Origin of the sequence: Pseudomonas putida, assembly GCF_003228315.1 — a bacterium.
GTDB lineage: Bacteria > Pseudomonadota > Gammaproteobacteria > Pseudomonadales > Pseudomonadaceae > Aquipseudomonas > Aquipseudomonas putida_S.
Map to the genome: position 1 here is coordinate 4,512,301 of NZ_CP029693.1, position 13,834 is coordinate 4,526,134.

The 13,834-nt window shown below is 55.6% G+C and carries 15 protein-coding genes and 1 tRNA gene; 1 reads left to right on the plus strand and 15 read right to left on the minus strand.

What is annotated here, in order from left to right; all coding sequences use genetic code 11:
• Positions 1 to 412: 412 nt before the first annotated feature.
• The 9 genes from DKY63_RS21175 to DKY63_RS21215 all read right to left on the minus strand — a co-directional run bounded on the left by DKY63_RS21175 (position 413) and on the right by DKY63_RS21215 (position 7,858).
• Positions 413 to 1,057 carry an RloB family protein gene (locus DKY63_RS21175; protein WP_110965868.1) on the minus strand — a complete coding sequence of 215 codons (645 nt, stop codon included), beginning with the start codon at positions 1,055 to 1,057 and terminating at the stop codon, positions 413 to 415.
• Positions 1,047 to 2,318: an AAA family ATPase gene (locus tag DKY63_RS21180; RefSeq protein WP_110965869.1), complete on the minus strand. Its 1,272-nt coding sequence runs from the start codon at positions 2,316 to 2,318 to the stop codon at positions 1,047 to 1,049. Before DKY63_RS21180 ends, DKY63_RS21175 begins: the two co-directional genes overlap by 11 nt.
• A 211-nt stretch (positions 2,319 to 2,529) precedes the next feature.
• Positions 2,530 to 2,754 carry a hypothetical protein gene (locus tag DKY63_RS21185; protein WP_110965870.1) on the minus strand — a complete coding sequence of 75 codons (225 nt, stop codon included), beginning with the start codon at positions 2,752 to 2,754 and terminating at the stop codon, positions 2,530 to 2,532.
• A 407-nt stretch (positions 2,755 to 3,161) separates the two neighbouring features.
• Positions 3,162 to 3,237 (minus strand) — tRNA-Thr (locus tag DKY63_RS21190).
• Positions 3,238 to 3,654: 417 nt separating this feature from the next.
• Entirely contained in the window at positions 3,655 to 4,884 is a 1,230-nt protein-coding gene (locus tag DKY63_RS21195; protein ID WP_110965871.1) for a methyltransferase, read from the minus strand.
• Positions 4,865 to 5,554, minus strand: a complete 690-nt coding sequence (locus tag DKY63_RS21200; RefSeq protein ID WP_110965872.1) for an ABC transporter permease — start codon at positions 5,552 to 5,554, stop codon at positions 4,865 to 4,867. Before DKY63_RS21200 ends, DKY63_RS21195 begins: the two co-directional genes overlap by 20 nt.
• A complete protein-coding gene (locus DKY63_RS21205; RefSeq protein ID WP_110965873.1) occupies positions 5,551 to 6,246 on the minus strand; it encodes an ABC transporter permease in 696 nt (231 codons plus the stop codon). Before DKY63_RS21205 ends, DKY63_RS21200 begins: the two co-directional genes overlap by 4 nt.
• 78 nt (positions 6,247 to 6,324) lie before the next feature.
• The gene (locus DKY63_RS21210) at positions 6,325 to 7,071 is read right to left on the minus strand and encodes an ABC transporter substrate-binding protein (protein WP_110965874.1); all 747 of its coding nucleotides are present in this window, start codon (positions 7,069 to 7,071) and stop codon (positions 6,325 to 6,327) included.
• A gap of 13 nt (positions 7,072 to 7,084) precedes the next feature.
• Positions 7,085 to 7,858 carry an ABC transporter ATP-binding protein gene (locus DKY63_RS21215; RefSeq protein WP_110965875.1) on the minus strand — a complete coding sequence of 258 codons (774 nt, stop codon included), beginning with the start codon at positions 7,856 to 7,858 and terminating at the stop codon, positions 7,085 to 7,087.
• Between the two features lie 564 nt (positions 7,859 to 8,422).
• On the opposite strand from DKY63_RS21215, the gene gabP reads away from it, so the two are divergent.
• Positions 8,423 to 9,814, plus strand: a complete 1,392-nt coding sequence (gene gabP, locus DKY63_RS21220; RefSeq protein WP_110965876.1) for a GABA permease — start codon at positions 8,423 to 8,425, stop codon at positions 9,812 to 9,814.
• Positions 9,815 to 9,904: 90 nt separating this feature from the next.
• Here the strand turns inward: gabP and vapC are convergent, their stop codons facing one another.
• The 6 genes from vapC to DKY63_RS21250 all read right to left on the minus strand — a co-directional run bounded on the left by vapC (position 9,905) and on the right by DKY63_RS21250 (position 13,718).
• Positions 9,905 to 10,312, minus strand: a complete 408-nt coding sequence (gene vapC / locus DKY63_RS21225; RefSeq protein WP_110965877.1) for a type II toxin-antitoxin system tRNA(fMet)-specific endonuclease VapC — start codon at positions 10,310 to 10,312, stop codon at positions 9,905 to 9,907.
• Positions 10,312 to 10,542 carry a type II toxin-antitoxin system VapB family antitoxin gene (gene vapB / locus DKY63_RS21230; protein WP_110965878.1) on the minus strand — a complete coding sequence of 77 codons (231 nt, stop codon included), beginning with the start codon at positions 10,540 to 10,542 and terminating at the stop codon, positions 10,312 to 10,314. Before vapB ends, vapC begins: the two co-directional genes overlap by 1 nt.
• Positions 10,543 to 10,710: 168 nt before the next feature.
• The gene (locus tag DKY63_RS21235) at positions 10,711 to 11,160 is read right to left on the minus strand and encodes a hypothetical protein (RefSeq protein WP_110965879.1); all 450 of its coding nucleotides are present in this window, start codon (positions 11,158 to 11,160) and stop codon (positions 10,711 to 10,713) included.
• Positions 11,161 to 11,166: 6 nt separating this feature from the next.
• Entirely contained in the window at positions 11,167 to 11,583 is a 417-nt protein-coding gene (locus DKY63_RS21240) for a hypothetical protein (RefSeq protein WP_110965880.1), read from the minus strand.
• A 36-nt stretch (positions 11,584 to 11,619) separates the two neighbouring features.
• Positions 11,620 to 12,594: an alpha/beta hydrolase family protein gene (locus DKY63_RS21245; RefSeq protein WP_110965881.1), complete on the minus strand. Its 975-nt coding sequence runs from the start codon at positions 12,592 to 12,594 to the stop codon at positions 11,620 to 11,622.
• A 71-nt stretch (positions 12,595 to 12,665) separates the two neighbouring features.
• The gene (locus DKY63_RS21250; RefSeq protein ID WP_110965882.1) at positions 12,666 to 13,718 is read right to left on the minus strand and encodes a PDDEXK nuclease domain-containing protein; all 1,053 of its coding nucleotides are present in this window, start codon (positions 13,716 to 13,718) and stop codon (positions 12,666 to 12,668) included.
• Between the last annotated feature and the right edge of the window lie 116 nt (positions 13,719 to 13,834).

Sequence of the window (13,834 nt, forward strand, 5' to 3'; positions counted from 1 at the left end):
GGCACCGACCCGAATCATGGTTGCGGTTATTCACTGATGGAGGGATACCCCCCCGCAAGGAATAATTTCGGCGGGGCTATCAGCGATACAGCCTGTTGAGCTTCCGGGGAAATCTATTATAGCCGTTAGGCAAGCAGTCAAGGCTCTGGCCGCCCGGGATGCTTTTCTGGGTTTCTAAGAGCGTGTTGGCCAACGTCGGGGGAATTAATTTTTGGTAGGGTCGAATGGTCGAGGGGGAGCTCAGGTAGCAAGGCACCTAATCCTCCCCTGATCTAGCGCAAGTTATCACCTAAAACCGTATCTGCCGAAATGATTGATTCGCTGACCTAGAGGTTAGTCCAGCTAAACCGTGGGCTGGGATTGAGTGGTTGTCTGCTCACCTTATCATCAATCCAAGCACCGAAGAATCAAATCAGGCCATGCCCACTAATAGTTGGACTAGTTCATGAATACTGGTTGAAGGATTTAAATTGCCTGACCTGTCAGAAATCTTTTTTATCTCACGAGAATTTGCCAGTGCAGTTTCAAGCTTATCCTTGTATCGTATCCAGGTACCCTTCGTTCCTTTGTCGTATGTTGTATCATGCTTCTTAAGCTCGCTAAGCGCTACCGCGCCTATTGATTTTGTTCCAGTTTTGGTAAACGCATTTCGATGAAGCACAAAATGTAAAAGCAACCAATATTCGAAGCATGGATACGATAATATCGCGGTGAATCCATCGCCTTGTTTAGCAATTTTCTCTAGTGCTTCATCAAGGTTTTTATGATCGTCTTTGTCGATCACACAAAAAACTTGATCATACTTGGCGCCCTTTTCCTCCTCTACAACCGTAACAGCATATTCGTATACGGAGACAGGGTCAGAGCCACATTCTTCTCCGCAGATTTCTATGGTTGCAGTTTTTAGCCGTAAATCATGCCTAAGCTCACGGAAATAGTTTGGCTCAGTCTTTGATCCCTCGCAGACTATCAGATATCTCTTTCCGGCCTCCTTGGTGCTTTTCTTCCGTTGAAATGATGCAGCCGCTTTACCACTACGAGACTTCTCACTCCCCATGGCTATAATCCTTTACGAAGGGGATTCCACCATATCTTCCCGCTAAATAACCTTTTTCTAAAGCCTCATCCTCTCTTACCGAGTAGTCAGAAAGCGGAGTAAGAACAGAGGACTGTTTACGATCCTTTTCTATCATCCAGATTTGATCGCGGCGAAGAATTCCTTGGCCCAAAACACTAGTGTCATGAGTTGTAAATATTACTTGAGCCTTGGACCCTTTTGAGTGAAGAATTTTTATAAGTTGATGTACTACGAGTGGATGCAAGCTGCTATCGAGTTCGTCGACAAAAAGTATTCTGTCGGAACTAATAACATCGAGCCACGGCCCGGCAAAATTAAATAAAGCTTTGGTGCCGGCAGAGATTTCATCATCATCAAACTCAATGAGACCCGAGCCGTCAATGGATTCTAAATAAAACTTTGGTTCGGCGATTTCTCTACCGGACATGGTTTTTATAAACTCTTCCTTAAGTATCTTGGGCATGGCGTCTGGGATTTGGGATGGGTCGAATTTTTTTCGATCAATCTGAATGTCAGCAATGCACAAATCAGCGTGACTTAAGAATGATAGGATGTCATCTTTTTTTGTCTCAAATTTATCAACCGTAAAGTTCCAATTCAAAGTGGTTGGGTCTAAGGTTGCAAGCCTGCGTCGAAACCAATTAAATACTGGTTTTAATTGTTCGTTGTTTAGCTGAATGGCGGAGGCGAGAAACAAAGTGTTGGGTCGAGTATTTAGTCGCCAATCCGTTCTGCGTCGACCGCCTTGGAATAATTTACTCCAAACATAACTATACGAATCAGTTTCGATATCATAATCTCTTTGATACCATTTTTGCTGATGCCCAGAAGGGTATGCGTATAACCATTCAGATGTAACTCTTTCTGAGTTGGCAGTAAAACCAAACTGATAGCGAATCCCCTCCTCAAAGAAGCTTATTTCAAATTCACTGTCTGCCTCTCTTGATACTTTAGAAAGTTTGAAAGGCAAAACCGCTATTTCGTCATCTGCTTGGCTTTCATTTGCTGAAAAACAAACCATCCAGTCCATGAAAGTCATCGCGTCCACCAAACTACTCTTGCCAGAGGCGTTAGGGCCGTAAATGACAGCAGTTTTTAGTAGCCTAGGGAAGGCTTCTTCGCTGCCTACTTCAAAGGTGTTCTCATTCAAGAACTCTTTATAGTAGTTCGAGGCCACCATGCTAATGGTCTGGCGCTCTCTGATTGACTTGAAATTTTCAACACTGAACTCAATGAGCATGAGTATAAATCATCCTTTAATCGGCTTTTTTACGGATTTTCCGCAAAAAATACAACGTAGAGTGACTTTTACTCTGTCGTTCACACCAATTCAAGTGGTATTCGTCTGGTTGACTGCTGATGCGAGCTTCGCGGCAGCCCTTATACAAAGGCGCTCAGCTGTGCGAGCACGCGCGTGCACTCGAGTCGTAAGCCAATCCGAGTCAAAAAATTCAGGAATTTCGGAGGGTTCCAGTGACAATCAGCTCTGCGATACCTTGCCGAATGTATGTTAGGTTTTCGTCAAGTACTTCGAGTGCACCGCGCACATTGTCGGCAACTTCTGCCGATCCGCGCATCTCAACCCAATTTGAGATTTCCTCGACAGCGGCGCTAAGGGCTATTTGGTTCTGATTAAGTCGATCGAACAGGCTAGCTATCAATTTGGACTCGGTCATAGCGTTTCTCCTTGTTTCGAGGAAGCGTAGCCTATTGCTTCTGTCGCTCGAAATCATGATGACGGGTAGTCCTAGTCGGTGCAAAAAGGCGTCACCAACGTAATACGAAGCACTCTTATCCGACTCGAGAGTGTGGCCTTTTATTCTGTTATTCTCTCGACTGATTCGCGTTGGCGGCCGATCCCATCTCATGCTTGGCCAAAATCCTACTCATATGGAAAGGTTGATTTAACGAGTAGGAGATGCAGAAGACTGATCCATTGTGCACTAGCAAGCATCAGCGATGCGTGCCTGTTCATCTAGATGCGTGTGGCGCGTGGTGAGGGTGTTTTCAGTTTGAAGCTAGCCCTGAGATAGCCCGCTTCAGAAATGAAAAAGGCCCGCATCGCTGCGAGCCTTATTCTGTATGGTGCCGGCACCAGGAATCGAACCCGGGACCTACTGATTACAAGTCAGTTGCTCTACCATCTGAGCTATACCGGCGTGTCAGGGCGACGATTATAGCGATTGGGCGGCTTCTGTAAACCCCTGAATTCTGACTATTTTTGCCCGGCGGATTGCACAGGATCCCTGGCGTGCCTGGATCGAGCTTTTCCATGGTTTTAGCGCGATCTGCATGCCTGATTAGCTGCCCTCGAATGCCCACCTTTTCTAATCAAACAGCCCATTGGTTCTGCGGTTATTTCCTTTTGGTCGAATGCTTATGCACAACCGGCTTGGCAATGCGCGGGTGATTCGGCCAATTTGTGGATCCGTTCTCATGTGCACGCAAATCACTGTTTTTCGGGTTTTTTATTTGGGTGTACGAAAAATGAACAGTGCCGTTTCACCCCTGAAACAGCTGTAAATGTTGGATCCATGTTGGTTTCATCAACAGAGTTATCCACAGGCTGGGAGCCTTTAAACGCGCTCGGCCAATATCAGGAAATTGCGCGGCGTGAGCGGGGTTTCACAGAAGGTGCCGAGGCGAACGCTGTAACTCTGTTCGTGCAGGAAAAGGGCTCGATCGAGCACCAGCCAAAGCTCCAGCGGGCGTCGGAAAAGTCCGCGCAGAAGTTCCAGATTGCGTACCTGCGCCAGGCGCTGCCAGCCCTTGGCTTCCCATGTCGACCAGTCTTGCGTGTCGATTGTGGATAACTCTTTTAGTTGGGCCAAATGATGGCAGTAATCGGCGAAGGGTTTATCCAGCCAATGACTCGGCAGGGAAGGGGTGGGCAGGTATTCGTCGATGCCGCGCAGCTGTCGCTGCAGCAGGTCGAACGCCAAGCGTCGGGCCATCGACGTGTCACGCTGGCGTCGGACCCGGGCACCGGCGGTCACGGTTTCGCTCATTGGCAACGCCAGATCGTCGAGTGACAGCTGTAGGGCGGAGCCGTTTGCTGCGGAAGAAATCGGCGAGTACAGGGTCTGGCTGATGCGGTTGTAGCAGCAAGGGGCGATGGCGAGTTGTTTGCATCCGGCTGAGCTGGCCAGCTGGATCAGGCGCACGTGCAGATCGCCGCAGGCGTGGAGCGCAATGGGCGTGTGTTGAGCGCTCAGCAATGAGGCCGCACCGGCAGCGAGTACGTCCTGCTCGACGTGCAGAGTGTGCAGTTGGTGGCGCTCACTGAGGGCTTGGCCGCTGGCAACCAGCGCCGGGTCGTATTCGAGGCAGGTCAATTGCTGACCGGGTTGCAACAAGCGTCGCCCCAAATGGCCCTTTCCCGAGCACCAGTCCAGCCAATGCGTGGGTGTATCGGCAAACTGCAGCCGGCTGGCGAAGGCTTCGATCTGTTGCCATTTGCGTCCCGGCACATCGACGTTCAATCGATGACCCGCCGCTTCCAATGTGTGGGCGGGTAATTCATCCACGGCACTCAGCGCCAGTGATGTCGCCGCCAGCGAAGCAAAAGGCTGCGGTGCATCCATCAGGGCAGGTTGGTTGTGTGCGTTTTCCGCCTCTTCCAGGGACCGCCCGCGTAGCCAGGCGGCCAGTTCAGGGTAGGACGTTTCCCAAGGCAGTTGCAGGTGAGTGAAGGGGCGTGGTTTCCACAGCGCCTGATGCTGCGTCAGAAAGGCATCCAGCGCGGTGAAGCGGGCGAGCAGGTTCTCGCCCGTCAGCACGCCGGCATCAACGCCCTTGGCAGGCATCGACGCGCAGCCAGCGCTCCAGCAGCTTGAAGCCGCGCACCAGCACATAAGCCATCAGCAGGTAGAACACCCCGGCGGCAAAGAAGATCTCCACCGGCAGGTAGGTCCGGGCAATGATGGTGCGGGCCATGCCGGTCAATTCCAGCAAGGTCACGGTGCTGGCCAGGGCGCTGGCCTTGAGCATCAGGATCACTTCGTTGCTGTAGGCCGGCAGGCCGATGCGCGCGGCCCGGGGCAAGATGATGTAGAACAGCGCCTTGGGTTTGGACATGCCCAGGGCGCGGGCCGCTTCGATCTCACCGGGTGGAATCGCCTGAATGGCACCGCGCAGGATCTCGGCTATATAAGCCGCGGTGTGCAATGTCATGGTGGCGGTAGCGCACCAGAACGGATCGCGCAGGTACGGCCACATCGAACTGCTGCGGATCACGTCGAACTGCGCCAGGCCGTAGTAGACGAGGAACAGTTGAACCAGCAAGGGTGTGCCACGGAAAAAGAAGATGTAGCCGTAGGGAAATGCCCGCACCCACCACAGCCGCGATGAGCGCGCGATACCCAATGGAATCGCCAGCAGCAGGCCGGCGATCACGGCGATGGCCACCAGCTCCAGAGTCAGGGAAGCGCCCTGGGCCAGTTTCGGCAGCCACTTGATGATGACTTCCCAGTTCATTGGGTGCTCCTCGCGAAGCCGCGAGCGGCGCGTTTTTCCAGGAAGTGCATGCCGGTCATGGCCAGAACCGTCAGGCCCAGGTACATGAAGGCCGCGACCATATAGAAGGTGAACGGTTGCTTGGATACGGTGACGCCAATCTGCGCGTGACGCATGATTTCTTCCAGGCCGATCACCGACACCAGCGCGGTGTCCTTCATCAGGATCATGAACAGGTTGCCAAGGCCAGGCAGGGCGATGCGCCACATCTGCGGCATGATCAAGCGGGTGAAGATGCGCCACTTGGACAAGCCAAGGGCCACGCCGGCCTCACGATGGCCCTTGGGAATGGCGAGGATCGCGCCGCGAAACACTTCCGTGGCGTAGGCGCCGAAGCACAGGCCCAGCGCGATCACGCCAGCGGCGAAGGCGTTGAGCTCCAGGTCGGGATTGCCGAAGAACTCGCCCAGGGCACGCATCATGTTGACCGTGCCGAAGTAGATCAGCAGCACCCAGAGCAATTCCGGGACGCCGCGAACCAACGTTGAATAAGTGCCGCCAAGCCATTGCAACGGCTTGTACGGGGAGGTCTTGGCCAAGGCGCCAAGCAGACCGAGCACCAGCCCCAGGCACAGGGCCGTGAGCGCCAGTTTCACAGTCATCAGCGCGCCAGCGGCGAGCGCCGGGCCGAATCCGTAGAGGTCGATAATCATGGATTTCTTTTCAAATCGCGGCAGGCAAGGCCGGGGACCGGCGCAGTCAGAAGGCGGCGCCGGTCCGGCAGGTCAGTATCAATAGATGCTGAACGGGAAGTACTTGTCGTTGATCTTCTTGTAGGTGCCGTCAGCGACGATCTCTTTCAGCGCGACGTTCAGCTTCTCGCGCAGCGGGTCGTTCTTGCGCACGGCGATACCGATCTTGTCGCTTTCTTCCACCGGGTCGCCCTTGAATTCGTAGGACTTGCCAGCGTCGCTTTTCAGCCACTCATAGTTGACGTACTTGTCGGCGAGAATGGCGTCCACACGGCCGGCAGTCAGGTCGAGGTAGGCGTTTTCCTGGGTGTCGTAGAGCTTCACTTCAACGCCAGGCATGTTGTCTTCCATCCAGGTACCGGAGAGGGTCGCACGTTGTGCGCCGATCACTTTGCCTTTCAGGGCGTCCTTGTCGGTTTTGAAGTCCACGTCTTTCTTGGCGATGAACTGCAGCTTGTTCGAGTAGTACGGGTCGGTGAAGTCCACCGCTTGCTTGCGCTCGTCGGTGATCGACATCGAAGAGATCAGGAAGTCGAACTTCTTGGCATTCAAGGCGGGGATGATGCCGTCCCAGTCGGAAGTGACCACGGAGCATTCGACTTTCATCTTGGCGCACAGGGCGTCGCCGATTTCCTTGTCGAAGCCGACAACGTTGCCGCTGGCATCCTTGTTGTTGAACGGCGGGTAGGCCGCTTCGATGCCCATCTTCAGGGTTTCGGCCATGGCACCGGCGCTGAAGGCCAGGGTGACGGCGGCAGCCAGGAAGACCTTTTTGTAGTTCTGCATGCGGGTAGCTCCGTTAGCGGTTGCTGGACATGAATTGTTTGCAGCGCGCCGAAAGCGGGTTTTCAAACACCTGCTGTGGCGATCCTTGCTCTTCGACCAAGCCCTGGTGGAGGAACACCACTTCACTGGAAACCTGACGGGCGAAGCCCATTTCATGGGTGACCAGCAGCATGGTGCGGCCTTCTTCGGCCAGGGCGCGGATGACATTAAGTACTTCCTGGACCATTTCCGGGTCAAGGGCGGAAGTCGGCTCGTCAAACAGGATGACTTTGGGCTGCATGGCCAGGGTGCGGGCGATGGCCGCGCGTTGTTGCTGGCCGCCGGACAACTGCGAAGGGTAGGCGTGGCGCTTGTCGGCGATGCCCACCTTGGCCAACAGGGCTTCGGCGACTTCAATGGCTTCGGCCTTGCTCTGGCCGAGCACGCGGCGCGGGGCCTCGATGATGTTGTCGAGCACGCTCATGTGCGGCCACAGATTAAAGTTTTGAAACACAAAACCAATCTCGCTGCGCAGGCGATTGATCTGCTTGCCGTCGGCGGCAACCAGTTCACCGTTCTTCGCGGCCTTGAGCTTGAGTTCTTCGCCAGCCACCAGGATCTGGCCCTGGTGTGGGTTTTCCAGCAGGTTGATGCAGCGCAGGAACGTGGACTTGCCGGAGCCGGAGGAACCCAGGATCGAGATCACATCGCCGTCACGGGCGGTCAGCGAGATGCCCTTGAGCACCTCCAGCGAACCGTAGCGTTTATGCAAGTTGCGGATTTCAAGCGCGGGCGTGGCCTCAGCCATGTGCGTTCCTCATATATGTTGCGCTCCTGCTGTTGGTGGCCTTCCTGGAGAGGCGGCCAACCTAGCATAGCGTTTCGATGGCAGCCAACCGCACCAAGGACGGTAAACGGGTGGCATTGGGCAGGTTGTCGCATCGGCACAGCAGACTGTCGCCCCACCAACAACCGAACAGCCGTTTGAGCCGCGCTTTCAGTGGGAAAGCGGGGCGGCTGTCGCAAAAAAAGGCGCGATGTTGCCAGCTTTGGCGGGGTGTTGGAAGCGTTAAAGGACCAGACGTTGCCGATCTGCACTTTTATCGAGCGTCAATCGCATTTTGGGGTGTGTTTCCGGTGCACCGTTTCGTTTCTAAAGTGGGTCGGCGGGTAACGTTTTGGCAAAGTGCCATTACTTTCAATGACTTGCGATGACTGTCCGGTCGTGTTGAGATCACCGGACTAGAGGGTTTTGAAACATTTTGGCGCAATTATTGCGTGCAGATTCCGGAACGCCCCGTTGGTTTCTTTTTACAAAAGGGACATCCACACGGGATGCATGCATTCGCTTTTCCTTACAAAGGTAGTTTCAATGAGCAGTACCCAAAGCTCTAACGGCCTCGAACAGGGGCTTAAACCGCGCCACGTGACCATGCTGTCGATTGCCGGGGTTATCGGCGCCGGCTTGTTCGTTGGCTCGGGCCACGCCATTGCTGCAGCCGGCCCGGCCGTGCTGTTGGCTTACGCTGCCGCCGGCATGTTGGTGGTGTTGGTGATGCGCATGCTGGGTGAAATGGCGGTTGCCTCGCCTGACACCGGCTCCTTCTCTACTTATGCCGATCGCGCGATCGGTCACTGGGCCGGTTTCACCATCGGCTGGCTGTACTGGTGGTTCTGGGTTCTGGTAATCCCGCTGGAGGCCAACGCCGCCGCGACCATTCTGCATGCCTGGTTCCCTGGCGTGGACATCTGGGCCTTCGCCCTGGTCATCACCATGCTGTTGACCGTGACCAACCTGTTCAGCGTGAAGAACTACGGTGAATTCGAGTTCTGGTTCGCTCTGATCAAGGTGCTGGCCATCATCGGTTTCATCGTTCTGGGCGTCATGGCGATCTTCGGCTTCCTGCCGGGCAGCCAGGTCAGCGGTGTTTCGCACCTGTTCGATACCCAGGGCTTCCTGCCAAACGGCATGGGCGCCGTGTTGGGTGCCATCCTGACCACCATGTTCTCCTTCATGGGTACCGAGATCGTGACCATCGCGGCCGCGGAATCGAAAGACCCAGGCAAGCAGATCTCCAAGGCCACCAACTCGGTGATCTGGCGTATCGGTTTGTTCTACCTCGTGTCGATCTTCATCGTTGTGGCCCTGGTGCCTTGGAACGATCCAGTGCTGGCCAGCCTGGGTTCCTACCAGACCGTTCTTGAGCGCATGGGCATCCCTAACGCCAAGATGATCGTCGACATCGTGGTACTGGTTGCCGTGACCAGCTGCCTGAACTCGGCGCTGTACACCTCGTCGCGCATGCTGTTCTCCCTGGGCAAGCGCGGTGATGCACCGGCCATGTCCACCCGCACCAACAAGAGCGGCACCCCTTACTGGGCGGTGATGCTGTCCACTGGCGCGGCGTTCCTGTGCACCTTCGCCAACTACGTGGCGCCAGCTGCGGTGTTCGAGTTCCTGCTGGCCAGCTCCGGCGCCATCGCGCTGCTGGTGTACCTGGTGATCGCATTCTCGCAACTGCGCATGCGTAAGCAGCGTATGGCTCGCGGCGAGAAGATCGTCTTCAGCATGTGGCTGTTCCCGGGCCTGACCTACGCGGTGATCGTCTTCATCGTGGGCGCCCTGACCATCATGCTGTTCCAGGAAGCCCATCGCGTGGAAATCATCGCGACCGGCCTGCTCAGCCTTATGGTGGTTGCAGCGGGCATGCTGGTGGCTCGCCGTCGTCGCAACGAAGGCGGTGTTGCCGCCGTTGCGCGCTGAGTCATTTGGCTTGAGTTAGCGTTGTTGAAGTAAAAAACGGCCGCTGTCAGTGATGACAAGCGGCCGTTTTGTTTATGCAGGCACTCCGGCTCAGGGTGTGTCGACCCAGTCTTCTACGCGAATTCCCGGTACCCGTTCAAACTCCCGCACGTTGTTCGTGACTACGATGAGTCCTCGTGAGCGCGCATGGCCCGCGATCAGGTAGTCGTAAGGACCAATTGGCTTTCCGCTTCTTGCCAGTTCGGACCGAATCATTCCGGTGTGTGCAGCTGCTTCATTGTCGAAAGGCAAGATCTCAAGGCGGGCTGCGAATCCCTCGACGATAGACAGGTTCTTTTCGGGGGCTGCGGATTTTTCCGCCCCGTAGACCAGCTCCATCAGGGTTACGGCACTGATGCACAGCTGGCCGTAATGACGGTTGAACGCGTCGCGCACGACCTGTGGTTTGTTCTTGATGGTAAAGATGCAGATGTTGGTATCCAGCATGTATTTGATCATCAGAACGACTCACGCTCCTGATCAGCGGGTTGCTCGCGATCGGTCATGAAGTCCGCAGAGACATTGTCGCCGTCGAACCAGCTATCCCATGCTTCACCGGCAGGCGTGATGATACGAGCTCTACCTACGGCGACCACATCCACTCGTTTAACATCGCTAGGCATTGCAACAGCCTTGGGTAGGCGAACCGCTTGGCTTCGATTGCTCATGAATAGGGTGGTTTGTTCCATTTGAACCTCCTGCGCTTTGGGCTGGGGCGATGTGCTCAGAGGATAGGTTTCGTGGGGGATATGTCAACGGGATATACAATTCTGGCGACGAAGGGCGGCGTCCATTCGAAACAAAAACGGCCGCTCATCAGTGATGACAAGCGGCCGTTTTTGTTTGCGCTGTAACCCTTACTCGGCTTTTTCTTCCGGCTCATCCTGCGACTGACGGTAGACATCCAGGGCGTCGCCGAAGTCTGCAATGAACTGCGGGTCGGACAGCCATGTCTGGGCGGCGTCGCGGTCCATGCCATCGGCCCACATGCGGTAGTCGATCAGCATGTCGGCGGCCAGGTGGGTGGCGGCCATGCCTTCGTCGTCGGCGTTTTCCATGTCCAGCAGTTCCGGGTGGTCGACGATGATAAAGGCCAGATCCCTCAGCAGGACGGAAAGCATTTCGCTACGGCTGGTGGCTTCCGCCTCGCGCATTTTGCTGAACATCGCCAGGGTGTATTCCGGGATCGGCTCCGGGAGATCCTGGTCATCGTCAAGTGCCAGGGGTTTGCGGCCGACCATGCGGATTTGCTTGGCTTTGGCTTTGGCGCGTTTGGCGCGTTTCTGTTGCTTGTTCAGGGAGGCCATGGGAACTCAGTTCGGTTTCTGTTGGGTTTGGTCTTGGATGGCTTTGGAAGCCGCCACGTAGTCCGCTTGGAATTCCGGGGATTCGATCCACGCCATTGCTGTGGCTTCGTCGGCTTCAGTGGACCATTGGCGATACTCGATCAGCGCGCCGATGATGAAGTCAGTCGCTGTTTCTTCACCTTCCTGTTCCAGTACCAATGCGAGCAGTGGATGTTCCAGAAACGCCATGCACATGGCCTGTTGGCTGATCTTCTGCGCGTCGATCATTTCTTTGAACATATCGGTCAGGTCCACCGATTCGAAGTCGATGCGATCATCGTTCGGGTCCAGCTCGACTGGCGCTGCGGCGCGCTGGGTGCGGTTCTGCTTGGCTTTGGCCTTGGCGCGGGAGGCGCGTTTTTGCTGCTTGTTGGCGGAAGCCATGGGCGTCGTTCCGTAATTCGTTGAAAGGGCAATGGCTCAGGGGCGTGGCACGGTCTGCCCGGGTGCGTCGGGGGCCAGTTCGCCGTGTTGCAGCCAGGACAATGCAATGGGCCATAGTGTGGCTTGGTATGCGCTACGAAAAAAGGCGAAATGTCCGACTTCATTTTCGCCGATGTCTTCTGGAGTGATGCGCAGGTGGGTGTTGGAGCTGCCGGTGAAGTACCCCAGCAGGCGCTCGATGGCCGGAATGGTGCCGTAAGGATCGTCGCTGATGCTGATGGCGAGGATTTTCGCGTTGACCGCGGCGAAGGGCAGGTGACCAGTGGTTGCCTGTAACAGGCGGCCACTGGGGCGTTTTTCATAGCGCGGCGTGGGTGTGGCCCAGTCGCGGACCACACCGGCGGGAGTGTCCTCAAGCCAGCCGAGGCGCTTGCCGGGAAAGAAGCCGCACAGCAAGGTCACGATCGGCATCAGCACATGCCATTTGCCGAGCATGCGCCAGCGGTGAGCGGGCGCGTAATCGCGCCAGTAAGCGAACTGCGCTCCGACCGTCACCAGGCGTCGGATCACCTTCCCCGACGCTCCCAGGCCTGCTGCACAGCCTCCAAAGCTGTGGCCGACCACGTCGACAGGCTGGCCGGGGAACTCGTGCTGTGCGCGCTGGAGCATCGCTTCGAAATCCAGGGCGCCCCAATCGGACCATGACGCTCGAAGTCCCTTGATGGAGGCCGGGCGAGATTCGCCGATTCCGCGATAGTCATAGGTGATGACATCAAAATCTTTGGCGAACAGGTAATCGGCGAAGCGTGAGTAGTGTCGACAGCGGACTGAGGTCGCGGCGTTGATGATGACGACCGGGCGGGAAACGTCCCGTGCAGCATGCCGCCAGGTGAAACCACCGAGCACGAAACCGTCGGTGGCCGGTTGCTTGAAAGGCTCCGCAACCGTGTCTGTCGTCAGTGGCAGCTCGATTTGAGTGGGGGCCAGAGGTGGCATGTCCTGCAAATTCATGGGCGCTGAACCTTTGCGGGTAGCTGCCAACGATAGTCTTCAAGCAGTGTTTGAACAATCCGTTGCCGCTCTCACGGTTCCTGTTGAAGTCGTTCCTCAAGGAGTGCCTGCTCTCGGTCCAGCTCCGCTCGTAGCTCCTCTTCGCTGGGAAGTACGAGTTGGTACTTGCTGGCGAACAGTTGTTCATTGCCCTTCAATACCGAATAGCGCACCACAGACTCATCCTTCTTCGCACAGAGAATGATTCCGACAGTAGGCCCATCTTCTGCTCCGCGCTTCAGGTCGTCGTACATGCGCACATACATGTCCATCTGCCCTACGTCCTGATGGGTCAATTCACCACGTTTGATATCGAAAACGACAAAGCACTTGAGCAGGTAGTTGTAAAACACCAGATCGATGTAGAAGTCCTTGCTGTCGGTGCTGATGCGCTGTTGGCGGGCAATAAAGGCAAAGCCTTTACCCAGCTCGAGGAGGAAGCCTTGCAGTTGATCAATCAAAGCCTGTTCGATCTCGCTTTCCTGAAGCTTGCCTGCATTGGGCAGGCCGAGGAACTCCAGCACCATCGGGTCACGGATGAAGTCCCGAGGGCTTACCTTCATTTGCTGGATGTTGGTGTTGGCTTCCCGCATGACGGGTATCCGGTCTCTACTCGCCAGGAGTCGCTCGTAGTAAAGGGTATTGATCTGGCGCTCCAGCGCTCGACTCGACCAGTTTTGAGAGGCTGATTCGTTCATGTACCAAAGGCGAGCACTTTCGCTGTCCACTCTCAGTAACCTGCGGTAGTGGGTCCAGCTCAATTCGTGACGCAGTGCGTCACAAATCGGGAAGGCCTGATAAAACAGGCGCATGTAGCGAAGGTTTGATGCATCAAAACCTTTTCCGAAGTCAGCGGTAAGGGTCTTGGCTAACTTGGCCAGCAGTTGCTTGCCATAACCCGCCCTCCGGGCTCCCGCCTGCTCGAACTCAACAATATGTCGACCGATCTGCCAGTAGGTTTGCACTTGAACGGTATCCACTGTTCGCAGCACTGTCTGTCGTGCCTGGCGAATCAGCTCACCAATATTGCCAAGCAGTGATGCGATCTCTGGGTCATGTTTGTCATCGGGTATGAGGGCGCTCATCAAGTCTTCCGCGGCTGGTTGAACAGGCAGAAGAGGATGACAAAGAGTGTTGGCCGAGGATGCCGGGCGCGGCCGAGAAACTGGAAGGAAGTCTCTTGGATTGTTGGCAGGACCGG

Excerpts from the sequence above, each read along its gene's own strand:
- DKY63_RS21175 (WP_110965868.1), bottom strand. The coding sequence starts at position 1,057 with ATGGGGAGTGAGAAGTCTCGTAGTGGTAAAGCGGCTGCATCATTTCAA.
- DKY63_RS21180 (WP_110965869.1), bottom strand. The coding sequence starts at position 2,318 with ATGCTCATTGAGTTCAGTGTTGAAAATTTCAAGTCAATCAGAGAGCGC.
- DKY63_RS21185 (WP_110965870.1), bottom strand. The coding sequence starts at position 2,754 with ATGACCGAGTCCAAATTGATAGCTAGCCTGTTCGATCGACTTAATCAG.
- DKY63_RS21195 (WP_110965871.1), bottom strand. The coding sequence starts at position 4,884 with ATGCCTGCCAAGGGCGTTGATGCCGGCGTGCTGACGGGCGAGAACCTG.
- DKY63_RS21200 (WP_110965872.1), bottom strand. The coding sequence starts at position 5,554 with ATGAACTGGGAAGTCATCATCAAGTGGCTGCCGAAACTGGCCCAGGGC.
- DKY63_RS21205 (WP_110965873.1), bottom strand. The coding sequence starts at position 6,246 with ATGATTATCGACCTCTACGGATTCGGCCCGGCGCTCGCCGCTGGCGCG.
- DKY63_RS21210 (WP_110965874.1), bottom strand. The coding sequence starts at position 7,071 with ATGCAGAACTACAAAAAGGTCTTCCTGGCTGCCGCCGTCACCCTGGCC.
- DKY63_RS21215 (WP_110965875.1), bottom strand. The coding sequence starts at position 7,858 with ATGGCTGAGGCCACGCCCGCGCTTGAAATCCGCAACTTGCATAAACGC.
- gabP (WP_110965876.1), top strand. The coding sequence starts at position 8,423 with ATGAGCAGTACCCAAAGCTCTAACGGCCTCGAACAGGGGCTTAAACCG.
- vapC (WP_110965877.1), bottom strand. The coding sequence starts at position 10,312 with ATGATCAAATACATGCTGGATACCAACATCTGCATCTTTACCATCAAG.
- vapB (WP_110965878.1), bottom strand. The coding sequence starts at position 10,542 with ATGGAACAAACCACCCTATTCATGAGCAATCGAAGCCAAGCGGTTCGC.
- DKY63_RS21235 (WP_110965879.1), bottom strand. The coding sequence starts at position 11,160 with ATGGCCTCCCTGAACAAGCAACAGAAACGCGCCAAACGCGCCAAAGCC.
- DKY63_RS21240 (WP_110965880.1), bottom strand. The coding sequence starts at position 11,583 with ATGGCTTCCGCCAACAAGCAGCAAAAACGCGCCTCCCGCGCCAAGGCC.
- DKY63_RS21245 (WP_110965881.1), bottom strand. The coding sequence starts at position 12,594 with ATGAATTTGCAGGACATGCCACCTCTGGCCCCCACTCAAATCGAGCTG.
- DKY63_RS21250 (WP_110965882.1), bottom strand. The coding sequence starts at position 13,718 with ATGAGCGCCCTCATACCCGATGACAAACATGACCCAGAGATCGCATCA.